Raw genomic sequence first — 22,168 nt, forward strand, 5'->3', positions numbered from 1 at the left:
GAACTCAAAATTCATGATATTATATTTTTTGTTGAGTTATGGGCAGTTAGCTCAGCTGGCAGAGCAACGGACTCTTAATCCGTGGGTCCAGGGTTCGATCCCCTGACTGCCCATCATATAACCACACTAATCAGTTTTCACGCCGTGATAATCCACCGTGAAAGCTGATTTTTTTATTCCTACAAAAAAGCCTCAGGAAGCACAACGCAAAGTGCGTGTGACGTCCCTGAGGCTTTTTCTAACGATCTAATGTTTACCATCAGCGTAGCTAAGTAACTCAATTGCTAGGGTTATTCTTGATCAATATGGAAATAACCTTCAGGAGCTGCACTCGGCTGTGCTTGATGCCAATGTTGGCTACTACTTCCATATTTAGTTGGTTGTGGATCCGGTCCCATTGCAACAAAGCGCCGGCCCAATGCGTCCATAAAAATAACGACCCGCTGATATTCACGCGCAGGTGCAACTAACGTACAATTCTCATGCTTAATGCCGTAAACATCTACAAAATCCATTCCGACCACTTAGCTTTCTTGTTTAGCTGACAACCCGTCACTTCAAATAAAAACCGAACCAGTTAATGATAATGGTTCGGCCCAACAGTTACTATTGTGGTTGAACGTTCGTTGCTTGGGGGCCACGATCGCCCTGTTCTTCATCATAAGTTACTTTTTGACCTTCATCTAAGGTTTTAAAGCCATCAGTTTGAATCGCTGAAAAATGAACAAAGACATCGGTACCGTCTTCACCCGTAATAAAACCAAACCCTTTATCCGCATTGAACCATTTTACTGTACCATTCTTCATTATTAGATAAGTCCTCTCAGAACTGACTGCAGTAACAACATCGTTAACCTTGGGAGCGCCAATCAATCATAACGTTCCACGCGTTAAGTGGCTTAAGTATATCACATCCCTAGTTTTTAATCGCTGAAAACGGTGTGCATAACGTATGACTTTCCCCCATGATTCCTGCATACTGAGGTGTAAAGGGGTGACTAAGTATGCAACACACGACTCGTCAGGCAGCCCTACATATGATCCAAACCGCCCCCGTCTTCACGTTAGCAACTGTTGATGCGGACGGCTTTCCGACCATGGTAGCGCTCAGTCCCTTACCTATCAAACGGAGCCTAGAAGAACTTTACTTCTATACTAGTCGTCAAACTTCAACAACGCAGAACATTCAAAACTGGCGTCAAGCGAGTTTATTCTATTACCAACTGTCAGACTATGCGTCAATTATGCTTCGGGGAAAACTCTCATTAGTCGGTACCAACGTTTTTGAACAAGATTGGCGGGCTGAACTAACGGACTTTCAGCAGCAACTAAATTACAAAGACCCCGTCATTCTCAGGTTTCAGACAAGTTCAATCAAGATTCGCCAGATGATGACGATCGACCATCTCGAACTCGTTGATCAGCCCACTGACGGCCCCGCTCACTTAGATTAGCCGTTACAAATTAGGCCTTCTCAGAAAGACACAACCGAAGCGCCACGACTAGATTCTACGCAAATTCTAGTTGTGGCGCTTCGTGCTTTGGTCACCCAACAACTAGCATGGCTCGAAGCGTGATATCACTTTCAAACCAGTTATTAATGCAAGCACGTCCGACTATTCCGGACGTGCTTCAAAGACCAAGTATCATCAGCACAAGCCAGAACACTTTGTTCATTCACCTTCGAAAACAACGCCACTTTCAACCTCGTCAGCCCCTACTTTCATCACCAATATTTGCGAGTCTTGTAAAAAGAGACTAGGCTGTAGTTATGGTTAATATTTTTATATTTAGGATTACTTATTGCAATTTTTAATGACCGAACTAAGGAGTGTGGACTTATGAAACTTATTAGATTGCGAATTGAAAATGACGCGATGGATATCGCTTATCATCCAGTATCGGGGCAAGCCGCAACGGCCCATTACCTGATTGCCTATAATTCTGACCAAACAATTGGTGAAAATCTAGAGAACATCAAGGTTCGCTTAGCCGGACTTCAATTCGATGCTGCTATTCTTGAAAACGGACTGTCCTATCCATTCTCAGACACAATCGTCGGTGTCAACTATGATCGCATTGATGTCGGGCTAGCTTTGACTAATTTGCTTAATATCCCAGTCGTTAGCCAAGCTGCCGTTGATCAACTTGGACTAGTAGCCGCAGTTAAAGCTAAAAGTGCCTATTTAAAATGGCATTTGGATTACTACGGCCAATACCACGGTGTCCGTAATAATGGTCAAGAAGCCATGTTGACCATTGGTAACGGTTATTTTGGTCTACGGGGCGCCTTTTTGGAAAGTCACGCCGACAAGGACAATTATCCTGGGACATACGTTGCCGGGGTCTATGATCAAACCACCACGACTGTTCATGACCACCAAGTGAAGAATGAAGATTTAGTCAATTTACCGAACGCTCAGTTCATGACTTTCGGTATTGATCATCAGACTCCCTTTACACTCAACGAACATGATTTACAAGATGCTTATCGGAGCCTTGATTTGAAAACGGGACTCTTGACGACCACTAAATTGATTCAGCTCGCTTCCGGACATCAACTCAGAATCCGGTCGCAGAAAGTCGCCAACATGCGTGATTGGCACCGTTACAGCATTCGTTACCAAGTCACCCCACTCAACTTTGCGGGTAGTCTACAAATCTATACCGAAATCGACGGTAGCGTCGTGAATAGCAACGTTAGCCGCTATAACGTCTTCGATCAGCATCATCTGAAGACTATGGGCATCGAAACGGCTGCTAATACCGTCTACCTTTCTGGTCAGACCAAATCATCACATATCAATTACACGATTGGGGCCAAACTAACTAGCCCAGACGTTCCTGCAATTGAGAACTTTAATAGCACGCAACAACCTCAGGGCGTTCAGCAAACCGTTTCACTGGCGGTAGAAGCTGGTAAAACGTATACCTTCGATAAGAACGTCGTCATTGCAACTAGTAATGACCATAGTGATCCCCAGTTGACCCACGTCCAAGCCGAGCTCGACCAGTCCAGTTTTGACAATACGGTAACCACTAGCAAGGACTATTGGGAAGCGACTTGGCGCGCCACAGATATTAAGATCCGTGGCGATATTACAAGCCAACGCTTACTGCGCGTCAATATTTACCACAGTTTCGTTTCCGCTGCCGCAATTGAAAGCGGCCAATTAGACGCTTCCGTTGGTGCTCGGGGGCTCCACGGAGAAGCTTACCGGGGACACGTCTTTTGGGACGAAATGTTCATTTTACCATTCTACACGTTGCACCGACCGGAACTAGCCAAACAACTCTTAGCTTATCGTTACCGGCGACTACCAATGGCGCGTAAAAATGCCGAAGCAGAAGGCTATGCGGGAGCCATGTACCCCTGGCAATCAGCATCCAAGGGTGATGAACAATCTCAATTCACTCACTTAAATCCCATTACTAAAACCTGGGATCCAGATAATAGCCGGCTCCAGCGACACGTCTCGTTAGATATTGCCTACAACGTCTGGTTTTACTACCACGTTACTCAGGACCGTGATTTCTTAACTCATTATGGTATGGAAATGTTGCTATCGATCGCAGCCTTTTGGATCAGTAAAGCAGATTATGACCAAGCTAATGGCCGTTATAACATTAGTGGGGTCATGGGACCAGATGAATTCCATGAAAACTATCCAAACAGCACGACCGCTGGATTGAAGAATAACGCCTATACCAATATCATGGTTGCGTGGCTCTTTGACACGATTACCACGCTTCGGGCGCAGATGCCCCAAGCTGCTTTTCAAGCGGCAGCTCAGGCCGCACAATTTGACTCAACGGCTGAGCAAGCGTTAACGACGATCAGTCATCAATTAACACTTGAAATCAACCGTCGGGGAATCATTGCTCAATTTGAGGGGTACTTCAACCTACCGACGCTTGACTTTCAAGCTTACCGGCAAAAGTACGGTGACATCGCCCGGATGGACCGGATCTTGAAAGCAGAGTCTAAGACACCCGATGCTTACCAAGTGGCCAAACAAGCAGACGCCTTGATGGCCTTTTATAACTTCGATGTCACAACTGTTCAGAAGATTATTGAAAAAATGGGATATCAACTTCCTAAAGAGTATCTGACCCATAACATTCAATACTATTTAGCGCGCACAACGCATGGTTCCACTCTCTCGCGGATCGTTTACGCCGTTTTGAATCAGCTTGACGATAATGACGATGACGCCTGGAAGCTTTTCTCAGAGGCCCTCGCATCCGACTATTACGACATTCAAGGTGGGACGACCGCTGAAGGGATTCACCTCGGCGTCATGTGTGCGACCTTAAACCTGACGACACGGAACTTTGGCGGGGTCAATCCACTAGGTGCCCACTTACAGGTGAGCCCACGGCTACCTGAACACTGGCAAACATTGAAATTCAAGCATCTCTTTCGGGGTGTTCACTATGTTTTCGTTATCGATCATCAACGGGTAACCGTCACTGCGGACCAACCCAGCACGATTATGATTGGAAAACAGCATTGCCAATTACAAGCTAAGAAACCACTTTCCGTCACTTATACCGATTAATCTAGGAGGCAATCAACATGGTTAAATTTGCAGCAATCAAGGGGTTTGTCTTTGACCTCGATGGCGTTATCACGGACACATCTACTTTTCATAGCCAAGCTTGGCACCAGATCGCCGATAAAGTCGGGGTCAGTTGGAATGATCAATTAGCTGACGCGCTCAAAGGTATCAGTCGGATGGATTCACTCAACCTCATTCTAGCTCAAGGGCACCGAGAAAATGACTTCACACCGGCCCAAAAACAAGCGCTAGCTACGGAAAAGAACACCAATTATTTGCAGCTCGTTAACCAAATGACCCCAGCCAACATTCTACCAGGCATCACCGCCTTTTTGACTGAATTAACAACGGCTGGCTACGCATTGTCACTCGCTTCAGCATCAAAAAATGCTCCGCTTGTGCTACGTAAACTCGGTCTTAGTGACTACTTTACGAAGGCCGTCGACCCCGCTAGTCTCAAACACGGTAAACCTGATCCCGAGATTTTTCGGCGCGGTGCTGAGATTTTAGGCCTTAATCCAGCTGACTGTATTGGTGTCGAGGACGCGGCGGCTGGCGTACAATCGATCAAAGGCGCTGGCGAAACTGCCATCGGTATTGGTGACCCGACCGTTTTAGCGGCGGCAGATATCAATTTTACCGATACGACTCAGCTCACACTCGCCAATATTAAGGCACAACTAAACTAACGTATTTCCATTAAACTCATCACAAAACAAACCGGATTTGGCGACCACGTCATGGTTACCAAATCCGGTTTGTTTTGTTTAAGCCAGTCGCTAATCTCACCAGTTGGACTGCTCACTGGAAGCTTATAATTATCAGACTAGCTGTCAATTCTCAAATCAAATCAAAATGTTGCAATCCTTGGGCAATCCCGCCGTGCATGTTGTCAGCGGTCACGTACCGCGCGAGTTGTTTGACCTGCGGATGACCATTGCCCATTGCAATCGGTGTCTGGATCATTCGGAACATCTCAATATCATTTAATTGATCACCAAACGCATAGGTCGGTACCTTAGTTAAATGCGCCTTGGTTAAGATATCCTGAATTCCAACCGCCTTGGAGACGCCCCATTGCATAGTGTCCAGCGCACGCGGATTATTACGAACAAAATGTAGTCGGCCTCGATATCGCTGCCGATATTGCGCCGCATTCAACGGATCAAACGTCAGTAAGAAATTAATATGTTGATGTTCATAAAAGTGCGGTGCGACCCGGGCCGTCTGTCTGAGTGCCCGATAATTACTGGTTGTCAATGCATCACGATGGCTTAACGCAAAACCGGCGTTATTATAATAAGCTAGCGCATTCTGTTGGCGATTGGCAAAATGAGTAATATCGGTCAAAAGCTCCTTATCCAGTTCGTGCGCACTCAAAAACTGCCCTTGATACGCGACGTAACTCCCATTCGCACTGACGATTGAATCGATCCCCGTCGTTGTCATCACATCTTGAACTTCGAATACATTGCGACCCGTGGCAATGACGGGTAGGACGTGGTTAGCTCGTAATTGCTGGATTGCCCGCACACTGCTGGCCGCAACCGTCTTATCGTCCTGCATTAACGTTCCATCCAAATCAAAAAACACTACTGCTTGATACAACCAATTACCCCCTAATTAATCAGTCACTGGCCAATAACCAGCGCCACCAATACACTAATTACCTTCGTGATGACGTCTATTTAAAACCATCCGAAAAGGTGCTTTAGTGTTTACCTTTATTATAAGCACCTCGTCTGAACAACGCAGACATTCTGCTTATAAGCGCACAAAAATGCGTGGCCAATCAAGGAAAGCCACGCACTAATGTGCCTACGTCTCATTAAGGATCGATGAGTACTTCGTAATACATAATCAATAGCGGGGTGCTATTAAAAAGTACAATTATACTATACGGCTGAACCGTACTAACAATCATCAAGTTCCTGTAAAATTTAGGTAAAGTTTTCAATAAGGCGCAACTGTTCACCACCCAGCGTCTGCGTCACAAGGCAGCGTTGAATCGCTTGTGCTAATTTTATGGGCACACCACTCAACTTTAAATCGTGACTCGTCATGGTTCGCGGCTCAGTAGTCACATTGACAATCACCATCACGGTCTGATCAGCCTGCCAATAAAGGTAGCCAATGCCATAATCTGCCAAGTAAAACGGCACAAAGTGGGCTGTGTTTAACCACGGGTGCCGTTGACGCCAATTCGCCCAGTCAGCGACAAACTGAACTTGCGCCTGATCTGCGTCCTGCCACGGATAAAACGCACGGTTATCAGGGTCTTTCCCCCCCATCATCAACGCCTCATCACCGTAATACAGGCACGGTACACCTGGAAGCGTCAAGAGTAGTTGGACGGCCAAACGTAGGCGTTGGCGATCTTCGGCTAACATAGTCAGGATTCTGGGCGTATCATGGCTACCGATGTTATTGAAGTTAAAGCGAAACGTCGTAGCGGGATAATTTTCCTTGAGGGTCATTAGTTCACGCCACCATTCGGCCGGTGTTAGCGTGCCGTTTAAAACGTGAATAATCAAGCGGCGGAGCGGATAATTCATGACAGCCTGTAAGCCGCCGCCCTCTAAGTAGTGCCGGCGCATCCCATACGCTAATTTATGAGAGGCATCCTCCCAAACTTCACCGATCAAAACCTTATCCGGATAACGGTCAAGGGTCCGTCGAATTTCAGCAATGAAATCGTCTGGCAACTCATCCGCGACATCTAGGCGCCAGCCATCCACACCGCGTTGCGTCCAATAATCAATGACCGAATCGGGTTTACCAAAGATAAAATCGCGGTATGTTGGATCGTCTTTATCAACTGTCGGCAGATCACGGATGCCCCACCAGCTATCGTAATCGTGGGGATAATGAATGAATGTGAACCACGGGTAGTACGGACTCGTGGTCGACTGAGTTGCCCCAACCGTCGGGTAATGGCCCGCCTGATTGAAATACTTAGAATCCACACCAACATGGTTAAAAACACCGTCTAAGATCAGTCGCATACCGGCCCGGTGTACGGCCGCGACCAGGTTATCAAAGTCCGTCAAATCGCCGACGACCGGATCAATCTTCAGATAGTCACCCGTATCATACCGATGATTACTGCTGGCCTCAAAGATCGGCGTCAGATAAATAATTGTCACACCGAGTCGCTGTAAATATGGAATCTTAGCACTAATACCGCGCAAATTACCACCGTAAAAATCCCAGCGTAAAATCGCCCGGTGTTCATCACGCACGTATAGTGGGCGATCCGTTAGTTGACCATAAATAAAGCTATTTGGCTTGGGCGCATTAACGTGGCCATCCGCGTTGCCATTATTGAAGCGGTCAACAAAGATCTGATAAGCAACCCCTTCACGATACCATTGTGGCAATGTTTCTACTGCTTTCAAGATTGTCAATTGATACATTTGAACATGCTCGCGCAAGACGTATTGAACGCCCGGGCCACCATAACCACCATCAACGCAACCATAATAAGCGGTCATGGTCGCCGTTTCAATCCGAAAATAGTAGAAGTACAGGCCAACCTGGGTCGGTATAAACGTGGCCGTATACATTGTGGGACTGATTGGATGTAACGGTAAGGCCTGTTCATCATCCCACTGACCATCATGAGCCACGCATAAATCAATCTGCTTAACCGGCGTTACTGTCTGAACACTGATTGTGAATTGAACGGGTGTCTGGCGGGTCACGGCACCAAAGGGCGTCTTATACGTGGGTAAAAATGAGTTATACGTTACCTGCATCCGTCACCCTTCCTTTCTTAATTCAGTCGTTCGTGGGGCACTTGCCAAATATCGTCAGCATACCGCGCCACTGCTAAGTCCGCGGCAAAGTGTCCCGAAGCGGCAATATTGGCTAACGAGCGTTGTTGCCAAGTGGGTTGATTTTGAAAATCACGACTGATCTGCTGTTGTTGGGTGACATAAGCCCGGTAATCGGCTAAGACAAAGAATTCATCATTATACCGCAGTAATGAATCATAGATTTCCCGACCAACCGTTGGAATTCCCGGAATCGTGCCATCAATCAAACTATCTAAGAGCCGTTTTAATTCAGGATCAGCATCGTAAAAGTCAGCGGCGTGATAGTTGCCGCGATGGTAATAGTCGTACACTTCATTGACCTTAAGCCCAAACGGATATTCATTTTCAGCACCCGCCGCTTGCATAATGTCGATATTCGCGCCGTCATACGTTGCCAATGATAATGCACCGTTGGCCATCAGTTTCATGTTACTAGTCCCCGACGCTTCTTTGGAGGCCGTTGAAATCTGCTCGCTAACGTCGGCGGCGGGAATGATCAGTTCGGCAATGGAGACCCCGTAGTTCGGAATAAAGACGATCTTTAACCGATCACCAATCGCCGGGTCCTGATTCACCATGTCAGCGACGACATTAATGAGTTTGATAATCGCCTTGGCATAGTGATAACTAGGAGCCGCCTTGGCACCGAAAATGTGTACTCGCGGCACGACTGGCTGTTGCGGATGATCCTTAATGGCAAAATACTCGCGCAAGATTTCAAAGACGTGTAGGAGTTGCCGCTTATAAGCATGCAACCGTTTGATTTGAACATCGTAAATCGCGTCGGTGCGAATCTTGATCCCCATAGTACGCTGAACGTACGCGGCTAAAGCTTGCTTGTTAGTCAGTTTAACTTGACCTAACTGGTACAAAAAGTGGTCATCTTGTTGATACGGCAGTAGCGTCTGTAATAAATCTGGTTGCCGCCGCCAGTCCGAACCAATCGTCTGATCAATCAATTGCGCTAGTGGTTGGTTCGCCAATTGAACCCACCGCCGGGTTGCAATGCCATTCGTCTTATTATTAAACCGCTCCGGATAAACTTGATACAGGCCCCGTAACACATCCGTTTTCAGTAATTCCGTATGCAGTGGCGCGACACCGTTCACACTGTGACTCCCAATCACAGCTAGGTAGGCCATCCGTACTTGTCCGTTGCCTAAAGGCGCCGTCTGATCAACGAGCGCTTTGCCAAAAATCGGCGTTTGTTGTTCCCGGTAGCGCCGGTCGATTTCCGCAATAATCTGATAAATCCGAGGTAGCAGGTTTTTAAACATATCGATTGGCCAAGTCTCGAGGGCCTCTTGTAAAATCGTATGGTTCGTGTAACTCATGACTTGCGTCGTTAACGTCCACGCAACTTCCCATGAACAGTGATGTTCATCCATTAATAGCCGCATCATCTCAGGGATCACCAGCGTCGGGTGCGTATCGTTAATGTGAATCGCGACCTTTTTGCCTAACAATTTGATGCCATGGTGCGTCGCACAAAAATCACGCACGATACTTTGAACACCCGCAGAAGAGAAAAAGTATTCTTGGCGTAAACGCAGTTGTTGCCCGGCCGAGTTAGAATCGTCAGGATACAAGACCTTGGTAATCTCACTGATTCGATCACGCTGATCCTGCGAAGAATAGGTCGCACTGGGTGGTAACTCCGCGGACCACAAACGCAAGGTGTTCGTAATATCGTTGTGATACCCGACGATACCAACGTCGTAAGGAACCGCTAGCACGTCTTCCGTATTTTCAGATTGCGGTTGTAAACTACCATCCGCTTGCGGTTGTAACCACACATTGCCGCCGAACTGGACAATGCAGCTCTTGTTATCGCGCCGGGTCTCCCACACGTTGCCATGATGGAGCCAATCATCGGGTAATTCTACTTGATAGCCATCCATGAAAACTTGTTTGAACAAGCCGTAACGATAGCGGATGCCGTTACCGTTGCCGGCAATTTTCAAACTAGCCATCGCGTCCATATAACAGGCTGCCAACCGACCTAATCCTCCGTTACCAAGCGCCGGATCAGGTTCAGCCTGACTGATTGTCTCAAAGTCTAAGCCTAATTCCGTTAGCCCTTTTTTTACCGTCGTCAATAAGTTGAGATTCAACAAATTAGAAGCGAGTAAGCGTCCCGGCAAGAACTCGATGGAAAAATAATAGACTTGTTTCTGATGATGATCGCGGTAAAATTTAGCTGTTCGTGTCCAACTCTGACTGTTATAGCGCCGAACTAGCTGTCCCAGTGCAATAAATTGCCCAATCGTCGAGGTGTCACTCAGCGATGTTGAATACAAGGTCTCAATTTCACTTAGAAAGTCCTTTTTAAATTGCGCACACGTTAATTTCAAATTCACACCCCCATCAAACCTAACGCATTAGCTTCTGATAAGTCGCACGGTACTGCTGTGCAGAATGTTCCCAGCCAAAATCACAAGTCATTGCTTGGTGCTGCAGCTGCCGCCAAACCAGTGGATGCTGCCGATATAAGGTCACGGCTAGAACCATAATTTTACGTAGAACCGCTGGCTGGTAGTCGTCAAAGCTAAAGCCGGTTCCCTGATCGGTATAGCGATTGTACGGAATGACCGTGTCCCGCAACCCACCGACCGCGTGCACGATCGGTAACGTCCCGTAATGCATCGCCATCATCTGCGACAAGCCACACGGTTCAAAGGCAGAAGGCATAAGAAAGATATCACTGGCCGCATAGATTTGCTGAGCTAGCTGCGTATCAAATTGAATCGCGGCGACCACCTTTTGCGGATACGCCGACTGATAGGTGCGTAACGCGCGTTCCAATGCTGGGTCACCCGTTCCCAAAACAATGAGTTGCACATCTTGTTGCTGCAAGAATGGATTCAATGCATCCAGCAAGAGGTCGATACCCTTTTGCTTCGTTAACCGAGAAACGACTGCCAATACCGGCACGTTTTTGACAGGCAACCCTAATCGGCGCTGTAAAGCACGTTTATTCTGACGTTTAGGTTTCAAATTCTTAGCCGAATAATTCGCCGTTAGTGCCAGGTCGGTTGCGGGATCGTATAATTGCATATCAATGCCATTAAGAATCCCACTCAGTTTGTACCGATTGGCCCGCAGTACCCCGTCGAGACGTTCCCCAAAAGCTGGTGTTTGAATCTCTTGTGCGTAGGTCGGTGACACCGTATTAACGGCATCTGCAAAGTTAATACCGCCCTTCAGCCAGTTCACTTGATCGTAAAACGCCACGCCGGCTTCGGTGTAAGTCTCAGTTCCGATTCGAAAGAGACTATCCAAAATAATCGGATCGTAGACACCTTGAAACTGTAAGTTATGAATCGTCAGCACCGTTTTAATATCACGATACGCTTCGATCCAATAGTACTTTTCAGCTAGCAAGACAGGAATAAACGCCGTATGCCAATCATTGAGTTGTAAAATATCAGGGATATAATCGATCTGCTCCATCATTTCACAAACCGCCATCTGAAAGAAGGCAAAGCGTGCACCATCATCCCAATAACCATATAATCCTTCACGACCAAAATAATCTAAATTATCAATTAGATAATACTGAACGTGCGCGACTGTCAGAGTTTTAATACCGCAATACATCGCATGTTCACCCACTTGAACAGTAAAATGCGTCACTGGCACTAACTGCTGCTGATATTCGGTCGGCATCTGGTGAGGGTAATACGGAATCACTACACGCGTCTCGATTCCTTCCGCTTGCAAGGCGCGCGGTAACGCCATACTAACATCGCCTAAGCCACCAGTCTTATAAAAAGGGGCCGCTTCTGCCGCCGCGAATAATACCCTAGTCATGCACAGCCACCTCCGCTTGTTGAAAGACGTGCTGCCCTTTGCTGATGACTAACGGTGTCGTTGAAGTTCCTTTAAGCACTAGGTTGGGCCCGATTACGGCGTCTTTATCGATAATGACGTTTTCTAACTTACAACCGGCACCGATCCGGGCCCCCTGCATAATGATGGCATTTTTAACTTGGCTATCACGATTAATCAGTACATCCCGAAAGATGACGGAGTGGTCAAGTTGCCCTTCAATATAGCCCCCAGTACCACATAAACTATCACGACACTGTGAACCAGTCGCAAAGAACGTCGGGATTTCATTTTTGACCTTGGTGTAAATACGGCGCGAACTGTAGAATAACGCTCGGAAATTAGCTTCATCCAAAACGGCCATATTGGCCGCAAAGTAGCTGTTGATATCATGAATATTCGCCTGAAAGCCCGTATATTCAAAAGCATTAGCGTTATGTTGGATGACTGCTTGCCGCATCAATTCCTCTAGGCTGATCATGTCACCCCGTTGATTGGCCGACTGCAATAATTCGATTAAATCGACCGTACTCATCAAGTAAATAGCCATGCTCTTGGCAACTTGTTTCGTCTTCGGGCTAATCTTGGCCTTGCTCATCGGAACGACCGCCGTTGCTTCTCCCTTAGCAGTCAATTGTAAGATTGTATTTTCGGGAATCAAACTAGCTGGATCAACGCGCTTATAAACCGCCGTCACGGGACTGTTACGTTCCTCGTGATACCGTAGTAGCGCCTTTAAATCAATATTACCAACATTGCGAGTACTCATCACTACCGAGTACTCACTCTGGCTGCATTTCAGAAACTGAATCGAATTATCATAGTAATGGTGCAGTAATGCGGCCTTCTTTTCTGGCGCCACTAATTTCAAGTCATTGTATGGGGACAAGAATAGGCCGCCGCGAATTGTGTTCAGGCTCCAGTCACGCCCGCTACGCAAATGGTCAGCCACGGAACGCCCTGACCGCGGGACCGTCACCATCACATTTTGAATCCCCGCATTGATGACACTCGATAATTGAAAATCAACCAACCGATAACGACCACCAAAGGGTAACATTCCAACTGGCCGAACTGCAGTCAATGGTTGTAACGCGTCACTTGGTTCCAGTAAATTAATAATGGCACTCACTTGTTCACGTCTCATGGTTGTTCCACCCCCATCGTTTCGTGATACCCAACAACTGCAATCTTATCAGTCGTACCAATAATCTGGGCATCATCACCAATCACTGCATCTTCGCCAATCAATGCGTGGTCAATCACCACATTTTTTCCAATCGTTGCACCGGGCATAATCATACTGTCAACCACGCGACTACCCATCCCAACTGACACGCGTTGCGATAAGATTGAATGATCAATTTCGCCCGCAACGTAACAACTATCAACGACCATGGCATTATTGACCTGGCTCGTTTCCGTCAAAAACATCGGTGGTAGCACCTCTGCTTTAGAGTAAATCCGCCAGTAACGATCGCCGATATTTAACCGGTTATGGGGCGATAGGAATTCCATATTGGCTTGCCACAGACTCTTAATCGTTCCAACATCTCGCCAGTAACCCTTAAAAGCATAAGCGTAAACGGATTCATTATTGGCTAAGTATGATGGAATGACATTTTTACCAAAGTCTTCAAGTGACTTATCGGTAGCATAACTCTTAACTAAGTAATCCCGCAAAGTCGGCCAATTGAAGATATAAATACCCATCGAGGCTTTATCACTCTTAGGATGTTCCGGTTTTTCCTCAAACTCAATGATTCGATCCGTCGCATCCGTATTCATCATGCCAAAGCGTTTGGCTTCTTCGTTAGTCACGTGGATCACCCCAACGGTCAACGAAGCCTTCTTCTCCTGATGATATTTCAGCATAGCGTCATAATCCATCTTATAAATATGATCGCCAGATAAGACGAGCAGGTACTTGGGGTCTTGTTGATCAATATATTCGATATTTTGATAAATGGCGTGCGCCGTCCCTTGAAAGAACTTCTCACCTTCACTAGACGAGTATGGTTGTAAAACCGTCACCCCACCATTTAAGCTATCAAAGCCCCAGCTCGCACCGCTACCAATATGTGCATTCAGTTCTAGGGGTTGATATTGCGTGATAACCCCAACAGTATTCACACCCGAGTTAGCACAGTTGCTGAGTGTAAAATCAATAATTCGGTAACGACCGCCGAATGGCACGGCGGGCTTAGCCGTATCCTTTGTCAACTTACCAAGCCGGGTGCCCTGACCGCCCGCTAAAATAATCCCTAACATTTCATCTTGCATGCTTAACTCCCCCTATCACTTTAACTGGTCGAATCAACAATGCACCCATCGCCGGCAAGGTCACGGTAAAACTAGCTGGTTGCCCCCGATACGGCTTATCGACCGCCGTAAACGTTGTTTCTAGCTTTGTCCACGTGCCGCCAAAAGCCTGCGCTTCAGTATTGAGTAACAACTCATAACGGCCACGATACGGTACGCCAATCCGGTAATCTTGACGTTCAACAGGAACAAAATTGAAAGCAGCGACCACAAAACTGTATTTTCGTTTGGCCTGCCGGATAAACCCCATGGTCGAACTGTCAGGATCATCGGTATGTGTATAAATAATCCCCGCAGGATCATGGTCTTGTTCCCACAACGGCCGATTGTGCCGATAGACCGCGTTCAGTTGCGTTGTGAACTGTTGCATCCGATGGTTGAGATCATCCTTTAAGTCGACCCATTCCAACGCACTCCAGTCCCGCCACTCTAGAAACTGCCCCCACTCTGAACCCATAAAATTCAGTTGTTTTCCTGGAAAGGCAGCCATATAAGTTAGCATCGTCCGCAAATTTGCAAACTGATTATAGCGGTCCCCCGGCATTTTATGCATTAATGATTTCTTGCCGTGCACGACTTCATCATGTGAAAACGGTAGAATAAACCGTTCATCGAACATGTACACGAATGCAAATGTCAGTAGATTAAAGTGATCGTGCCGATATAACGGATCCATCATAAAGAAATCCAGGGTATCGTGCATCCACCCCATGTTCCACTTATAGTTAAATCCCAATCCGCCATTGGCCACCGAACCCGTAACCTGCGGATAGGCGGACGACTCTTCCGCAATCATCAAGATATCGGGATGGTGGGTTAAGACCGTGGTGTTCAACTTTTGTAAAAAGGCGATGCCTTCTAAATTACGATTATCCCCATACTGATTAACCTGCCCTTCGCGCCCTTCATCATAGTCGCAATACAACATGTTAGAGACAGCATCCACTCGCAAGCCATCTAGATGACACTGGTCGAGCCAATATTCGGCGCTTGAAATCAGAAAACTCTGAACCTGTGTTTTACCGAGATCAAAATTCCACGCCCCCCAACGACGGTTATTCGCGCGCTCAGGATCAGCGTATTCAAATGTCGGCGTACCATCATACTGGTACAACGCATCATAATTGCGAATAAAGTGACCCGGTACCCAATCAACGAATACCCCGATATTCGCTTGGTGACACTGGTCAACAAAGCTGAGAAAACTGTCACGCTTGCCAAAACGACTGGTTGGCGCAAAATACCCTAATTGCTGATAACCCCAAGACGCATCTAATAAATGTTCCATCACGGGCATTAATTCAATGTGGGTATAGCCCCGTTGTTTTACATAGGGAATCAGTTCAGCGGCTAATTCCGCATAAGTGTAGTAGCTACCATCAAGATGACGGCGCCACGAACCTAAGTGCACCTCATAAATGTTAATTGGCCGATTGGCAGCGCGCGACTTCTTCCGGCGAGCTAGCCACAAACTATCGTGCCAACGCATCGTCATCGGCTCAACAACTACGGCCGCATCCCCCGGTTTTCGTTCGAACTGTTGTGCAAACGGGTCAATCTTTAGTTGCACTTGGCCAGTTGGTGTTGTGATCTGAAACTTGTATAACTGACCCGCATGAACGTTCGGAACTTGTCCTTGCCAAATCCCAGTCGCCCCTAATAACTTTAGTGCGCTTGGTTGCCAGTCATTAAAATCGCCAACAACCCCGACCGCCTTAGCATGCGGCGCCCAGACGCGAAATACCGCCCGACCAGATGCGGCCAAATGACAGCCTAAGTAATCCTGACTATTAAATCCTGCGCCGGTATTAAATAAGTAACTTGCATCATTCATTTCCGTAGTTTGTTTAACCAAAGCATCACACCCCCTATGTGATTAACTGAGCAGTTTATAAAATTAATCTTATTATAAGAAGGTGACAGGGTGTTTGCCTATCCTTGATAAGGTCGCCTTACTTAGTGGTCAAACAGGGCACAAACCCCTAAAAGATAACGATTATTATGACTGGTCACCCAGAACACTGCAAACTGATTCAGGACAACTATTCACAGTTAAGCCCGTGGTTATCCGTTTTATTGCGCCGTTTGCCAAAACATCAAAAAAAGCCCGAAAAAACGCGTTTTTTCGGGCTAGTTGATTTATTCAATTACATTTCTATCAAATTAATAATATTTATCTGACTGATTACTTCCAGTAGGCATAGCGATAAAGGGCGTCTCGCAACAATGTGAAGTGAACCCCACCAACCTTGTTACTGATCAAGTGAGCAGCAGCAGTTTGATAAATCGGTGTGACCCCCTGTTGCTGAGCGACTAGCTTAGCCGCTTGCTGCATCGTCTGATATCGGGCCTTAGTTGACTGCTTATCGGCCGTAATCGTTGAGATTAATTGCTCATATTTCGCATTGTTAAACTTCCCAAAGTTGACAGAATTAGTTATCGAAGCCTTATTCAAGAAATCAACTGGATCTTGGAAATCACTCGACCACGACAACGTGGCAAAGTCAAAATCACCCTTGCTTAAAGTTGAAATCTCATTTGTCAGTGGTACTGACTTGACATTGACCGTGACACCACTAAGATTTTTCTCAATTGCAGCTTGAATATATTCTGCCACCGACTTATTAATATCATTATCGTTCGTCAATAATTGCAGTGTTAACTTTTGCTTTCCTAAGCTCGCCTGAGCCTTCTGCCAATACTGTTTAGCCTTTGCTGGACTGTATGGATACAAATTTCCGGTATCCGTATTAAAATCTTTCCCTGTTGTCGGGTTCTTGGTATTGCCAGCAGGAACTAATGACGTCGCCGCTACTGAGCCGTCTTTGAGAACGTTCTTAACCAATGACTGGCGATTCAAAGCGTAACTCACAGCACGCCGCAAGTCAGTATTCTGCAATGCTGAGCGCTTCTGGTTCCACAACATGAAGTAGAGTTGATTTAACTTCGTAACCTTCATCTGACTTTTTAGTGACCCTTGCTCAGCTGCCGATACTTGGGTGCCCGTAATCTGGGTGACTTGGACCTCATTGCTTTGGAAGAGGTTCTCGGCCGTACTGTTATTTTTGACCGTCTGCACCTTAATATTCTTGATTCGGACCTGTTTACGGTCATAATAATACGGGTTCTTCACATATTTCCACGTGTCATTCGTCCCATTCCAACTCTTCAAGACATAGGGACCATTAGAGAGCGTTCGCTGTGCCGATGTCCCATACTTATTCCCGTATTTCTCAGTAAATTGTTTGTTTAACGGATAGATCTCTGTGGCTAGCCGATAATTAAAATACGGCACGCGCTGTTGCAATGTAATTTGTAACTTATACTTACCCAACGCTTTAACGCCTAAGGTCTTCACCGCCTTCTTACCAGCCGTGATTGCCGTTGCATTCTTGATTTCAGCAACGTGTCCGACTTCCTGTGACTTGGTATTCGGATCGACCTGGCGTTGCACGGAATAAACAAAGTCAGCGGCCGTGACCTTTTTTCCATTCGACCACTTGGCATTGTGCCGCAAATTAAAGGTATAAGTCTTCCCATTATTAGTCGGTTTGACGACTTTCTTGGCAATTGCCGGCACGACTTTCCCCTTTTGATTAGTTGTGTACAAGCCTTCCATAAACTGAGCAATAGCGGCCTGACTAGCGATATCGTCGGCCTTATTAGGATCAGCGGTCGCAATCGACTGGGTCGCCGTTACGTTCAACGTCTTCTGCTGACTACTCTGCTGGCTACCGCAGCCAGTTAACACTAATCCTAGGGCTACAATAGCAATACTGCTGATCCATATTCTTTTTTTCATGAATGATGACTCCTAACTTAACGATGATGTCGGTTACTGGCAACGATACTTCGATTGGCGCCGACAACAACACATCAACGGTAAGCCTCCGTTATCCGTGGTAAACCGGTAATTACTGGTTTTCACGACTACAATAACGTTTTGCAATCCTGCGTTCATCATCATGATTCCTCCCCTTAGATTAAAAACTAATTAAGATAAGATTAGCTTTTAAGTTTACATCTGTCAACTAAAAGTTTCGCTCAGCATTCTAAGTCACCATGGTATTATGCCTTCACTATTCAGGCCGAAACTAGCTTGCGCTTTTGAACCAAACGTATGGTACGCGAGCTTAAAACTAGACCGGCTATGGTGGGTTATTAAATCAAGAAGTCAAAAATCGGATAAACACTTGTCCCCCCAATCGGCAATAAAAAAATCGCTATTAGCCGATATACTGACTAATAACGATACTTGCCCATCAATGGCGAATCTGACCATTGCCATCAATGACGTATTTATAAGATGTTAATTCCGCTAATCCCATCGGACCGCGAGCATGTAACTTCTGCGTTGAGATCCCGATTTCAGCGCCAAATCCAAATTCAAAGCCATCCGTAAACCGGGTGGAAGCATTGATATAAACACACGCTGCGTTGACCCGTTGCTGGAAGAGCTTCCCAGCTTGATAATTATCCGTCACAATAGCTTCGGAATGTTGGGTATTGTAACGATTGATGTGCGTAATGGCCGCTGCTTCTGAATCAACAACTTTCACTGCAATAATTAAATCATTATATTCCGTTCCCCAGTCCGCATCCGTTGCTGGAACCACATCAGGAACAATGGCTTGAGTTGCGGCATCCCCGCGTACTTCTACGCCTTGTTCACGAAGTGCCTGAATCATGCTAGGTAAATAATCGGCCGCAACCTCACGATGAATTAGAAGCTTTTCAGTGGCGTTGCAAACTGATGGCCGCTGAACTTTCCCATTGATCACGATATCGGTTGCCATTTGCAATTGCGCGTCTTTGTCCACGTATACGTGACAATTACCGGCTCCCGTTTCAATAACGGGTACCGTTGCTTTAGCCAACACCGTTTGAATCAAACGGGCGCTCCCGCGTGGAATTAAGACGTCCACGTAATCAGTGAGCTGCATGAACTTAGCCGCAGTCGCATGCGACGTATCCGTAATCAGTTGAATCGCATTCTCATCGACCGCTTCGGCCCGTAATGCACCACGTAAGACTTGGACAAGTGCTTGATTAGAGTGAAGGGCTTCCTTACCACCGCGTAAGATTACAGCGTTTCCGGTTTTAAAACACAGTGCTGATGCATCCACCGTCACATTGGGGCGCGCTTCAAAAATCATGCCGATAACACCTAATGGTACCCGTTCCTTGGCAATCATCAACCCGGCCTCGTTGCGCCACGCGCGGTCCACATTTCCAATTGGATCTGGCAAACTCACGACCTGTTTGAGCCCGATCGCCATATCCTGGATGCGGTCTGCTGTTAGCCGGAGCCGGTCAACAAACTTAACTGGTACTTGCGGGTTCTCTAAATCCTGCGCATTAGCTGCCAATATCTCATCTTGATGGCTCGTTAACGCCGTTGCCATTGCGGTCAACACTTGATTTTTTTGCGCCGTTGAAAGTAACCCCAGCGTATAGCTAGCTTGTTGAGCCTGCTGACCCAACTGTTCTAAATCTACCATTTTGATAACCTCCCCAACTTAACCGAATAGCGTTCCGACTGGTTCGCCTGCTAAAATTTGAAAAATAATTGTGGGATCCGCACCATTGGCTAAAATCATTTGACCATTCGCATCGATCATCCGTTCTGCCGCTTTTAGCTTAGTGACCATCCCACCAGTACCAAACCGACTGCCACTACCGCCAGCTAGCTTATAAGTATGTTGATCAACCTTCTCAATGTGCCCTAATAACTGGGCTCGGGCATCCGCATTGGGATTACCATCATAAAAGCCATCGATGTCGGATAGCATGATTAACAAATCCGCCCCGATATTCGTGGCCACGATTGCGGATAGTTGATCGTTATCACCGAACTTTGTTTCATGATCCAATTCATCGACCGCGACCGTATCATTTTCATTAACAATTGGGACCACGTTTTGTTTTAATAGCGCCTCAAATGTATTCAACACATTATGGTGACTCTTAGGATAAACAAAGATATCACGTGTTAATAACAACTGGCCAATTTTTTGTTCATAAATGGCGAAACGTTCTTTGTAAATCGAAATCAATTCAGTTTGCCCAATCGCCGCAATCGCCTGTTGTTCAGGAATTGCTTTTGGACGTTGCTTGAGTCCCATATAATTCAAGCCAACACCAATAGCCCCTGACGAAACCAAGACAACTTCACGCCCACGGTGTCGCATTGCGCTAATGACAAAGGCTAATTGATCGATTGCCCGTAAGTTGATCGATCCATCTGGATAAACTAGCGTGCTTGTCCCGACTTTAATCACGACTCGTTTAGCCTTTAGTTTTCGTATCACTTTCACTACTGCCACCAACTTCTCTAATTATTTTGTTTCACGTGAAACATCGGTCTGAACGTCCGTCTTCATATAATTAACGGCCTTGCGTAAATTAAAGTGAACGACACCGATATTAACTGCCAACACGATCAATAAAACCACAAATGCCAACAAAAACAGCACCTTATAAGACCAATTATCGATAATCACACCACCAAATAACGGCCCTAGCGAGCGCCCTAACGCACAAAAGGCTTGTACTAGTCCTTGGTAACGCCCCTTAGCACTAACTGGTGATAACTGACTCACTAGTGTTGGCATGGCTGGTGACCAAGTTGCTTCACCAATCGTCAATAAAATCATGGCAAAGATAAAGTGTGGGTAATCATGCGCAATCACAAGTGATAGAAATGATAAGCCCACGAATAGCATGCCGAAGAAAAATTGATTATATAAATTTTTAATCCGATTCCCCAGCAAACTTAAAATACTCTGAATAAGGACCAGTAAGCCCGCGTTGATTGTCCATAGAAAACTGTAATTCCGCAGCGGCATCCCCAAATTCGTCATGTAGACGGATAAATTGCTGACCCACTGTTCGTATAGCAACCAGATAATAAATAAACTAATAAAGAAGGTCCAGACAATGTGAAAATTGGCCCGTGGCAAGTGCACATCTTGTCCTTGGCGCGGATCAACCCCGGTCACGTTCGACGAATCCACATTGTATTCAAATAATGCAATAATCAAGAAAATCACGAAGAGGCTCGTGGTCATCGAGAATAGCAAGGCCATCCCCATGCTATACACGATACCAACCAGCATCGTGCCGAAGACAACTCCGAGATTGGCAGCGAGATACATCAACGTAAACGTTCGCCGCACTTTATCGCGGGGGACACTGGCAGCCAAAGCATTAAACATCGTATTTAGCCAGCCACTAGCAAACCCGGTCACGACTAACAACATCGGATACCACGGCCATCCATGAAAAAAGATCAGAGCAAAGTTCGCGAGGCCATTCAACGTGATTCCCATCAGTAACAGGTGATAAGGATTACCTCGATCAAATATACGCCCACCAATCGTACTTGCCAAAACGTTGGCAACTGAATTGAGCATCAGGACAATTCCAGTCTCCGTCAACGACTTACCTAACACATTGTGCATGTAGATCGTCGTTAACGGCCAAATGAAACTCATACCAATGTTATTCATAAACTGCCCGGCAATTAGCCACGGCGTTTTAATGAGTTGCTTTTGTGCCACGCCATCACCACCATTATTAAATCTGTCTACTTTTCATCATAGCAAAGTTTATTTAAAATAACAGGGACATTTA

Annotated in this window: 16 protein-coding genes and 1 tRNA gene; 4 read left to right on the forward strand and 13 right to left on the reverse strand. The window is 46.3% G+C overall.

The genetic code is table 11. From position 1 onward, the window contains the following. The first annotated feature begins 40 nt into the window (after positions 1-40). Positions 41-113 (forward strand) — tRNA-Lys (locus E5260_RS15130). A 177-nt stretch (positions 114-290) separates the two neighbouring features. On the opposite strand, the gene E5260_RS15135 is transcribed toward E5260_RS15130, so the two are convergent. Both E5260_RS15135 and E5260_RS15140 read right to left on the reverse strand, forming a co-directional pair. Then, positions 291-515: a hypothetical protein gene (locus E5260_RS15135; protein WP_003641655.1), complete on the reverse strand. Its 225-nt coding sequence runs from the start codon at positions 513-515 to the stop codon at positions 291-293. A gap of 91 nt (positions 516-606) precedes the next feature. Next, positions 607-807, reverse strand: coding sequence for a cold-shock protein (locus tag E5260_RS15140; protein ID WP_003643615.1), 201 nt, complete (start codon positions 805-807; stop codon positions 607-609). Between the two features lie 197 nt (positions 808-1,004). Between E5260_RS15140 and E5260_RS15145 the strand changes: the two genes are divergently transcribed. The 3 genes from E5260_RS15145 to pgmB all read left to right on the forward strand — a co-directional run bounded on the left by E5260_RS15145 (position 1,005) and on the right by pgmB (position 5,251). Next, entirely contained in the window at positions 1,005-1,454 is a 450-nt protein-coding gene (locus tag E5260_RS15145) for a pyridoxamine 5'-phosphate oxidase family protein (RefSeq protein ID WP_003641653.1), read from the forward strand. Between the two features lie 387 nt (positions 1,455-1,841). Continuing rightward, positions 1,842-4,562, forward strand: a complete 2,721-nt coding sequence (locus tag E5260_RS15150) for a glycoside hydrolase family 65 protein (RefSeq protein ID WP_003641652.1) — start codon at positions 1,842-1,844, stop codon at positions 4,560-4,562. 17 nt (positions 4,563-4,579) lie between these two features. Continuing rightward, positions 4,580-5,251, forward strand: coding sequence for a beta-phosphoglucomutase (gene pgmB / locus E5260_RS15155; RefSeq protein ID WP_003641651.1), 672 nt, complete (start codon positions 4,580-4,582; stop codon positions 5,249-5,251). A 151-nt stretch (positions 5,252-5,402) separates the two neighbouring features. On the opposite strand, the gene E5260_RS15160 is transcribed toward pgmB, so the two are convergent. From E5260_RS15160 to E5260_RS15210, 11 genes are all read right to left on the reverse strand, one after another. Then, positions 5,403-6,170, reverse strand: a complete 768-nt coding sequence (locus E5260_RS15160) for a Cof-type HAD-IIB family hydrolase (protein WP_003641650.1) — start codon at positions 6,168-6,170, stop codon at positions 5,403-5,405. A gap of 332 nt (positions 6,171-6,502) precedes the next feature. Next, positions 6,503-8,320 (reverse strand): glycoside hydrolase family 13 protein, encoded by a 1,818-nt coding sequence (locus tag E5260_RS15165; RefSeq protein WP_003641649.1) that lies wholly within the window; start codon positions 8,318-8,320, stop codon positions 6,503-6,505. Positions 8,321-8,337: 17 nt separating this feature from the next. Next, the gene (locus E5260_RS15170) at positions 8,338-10,734 is read right to left on the reverse strand and encodes a glycogen/starch/alpha-glucan phosphorylase (RefSeq protein ID WP_003643612.1); all 2,397 of its coding nucleotides are present in this window, start codon (positions 10,732-10,734) and stop codon (positions 8,338-8,340) included. A 19-nt stretch (positions 10,735-10,753) separates the two neighbouring features. Next, a complete protein-coding gene (gene glgA, locus E5260_RS15175; RefSeq protein ID WP_003641647.1) occupies positions 10,754-12,193 on the reverse strand; it encodes a glycogen synthase GlgA in 1,440 nt (479 codons plus the stop codon). Next, entirely contained in the window at positions 12,186-13,358 is a 1,173-nt protein-coding gene (gene glgD / locus E5260_RS15180; protein WP_003641646.1) for a glucose-1-phosphate adenylyltransferase subunit GlgD, read from the reverse strand. Before glgD ends, glgA begins: the two co-directional genes overlap by 8 nt. Beyond that, positions 13,355-14,494, reverse strand: coding sequence for a glucose-1-phosphate adenylyltransferase (locus E5260_RS15185; protein WP_003641645.1), 1,140 nt, complete (start codon positions 14,492-14,494; stop codon positions 13,355-13,357). Before E5260_RS15185 ends, glgD begins: the two co-directional genes overlap by 4 nt. Then, positions 14,484-16,367: a 1,4-alpha-glucan branching protein GlgB gene (glgB, locus tag E5260_RS15190; RefSeq protein WP_031275296.1), complete on the reverse strand. Its 1,884-nt coding sequence runs from the start codon at positions 16,365-16,367 to the stop codon at positions 14,484-14,486. Before glgB ends, E5260_RS15185 begins: the two co-directional genes overlap by 11 nt. Before the next feature lie 351 nt (positions 16,368-16,718). Then, positions 16,719-18,335, reverse strand: a complete 1,617-nt coding sequence (locus tag E5260_RS15195) for a peptide ABC transporter substrate-binding protein (RefSeq protein WP_003641642.1) — start codon at positions 18,333-18,335, stop codon at positions 16,719-16,721. A gap of 460 nt (positions 18,336-18,795) precedes the next feature. Continuing rightward, the gene (locus E5260_RS15200; protein ID WP_003641641.1) at positions 18,796-20,034 is read right to left on the reverse strand and encodes a glutamate-5-semialdehyde dehydrogenase; all 1,239 of its coding nucleotides are present in this window, start codon (positions 20,032-20,034) and stop codon (positions 18,796-18,798) included. A gap of 18 nt (positions 20,035-20,052) precedes the next feature. Beyond that, positions 20,053-20,850, reverse strand: a complete 798-nt coding sequence (gene proB, locus E5260_RS15205; RefSeq protein WP_003643611.1) for a glutamate 5-kinase — start codon at positions 20,848-20,850, stop codon at positions 20,053-20,055. A gap of 21 nt (positions 20,851-20,871) precedes the next feature. Next, positions 20,872-22,095 carry an MDR family MFS transporter gene (locus E5260_RS15210; protein WP_003641639.1) on the reverse strand — a complete coding sequence of 408 codons (1,224 nt, stop codon included), beginning with the start codon at positions 22,093-22,095 and terminating at the stop codon, positions 20,872-20,874. Positions 22,096-22,168: the final 73 nt, after the last annotated feature.

This window comes from Lactiplantibacillus plantarum (assembly GCF_014131735.1).
Classification (GTDB): Bacteria; Bacillota; Bacilli; order Lactobacillales; family Lactobacillaceae; genus Lactiplantibacillus; species Lactiplantibacillus plantarum.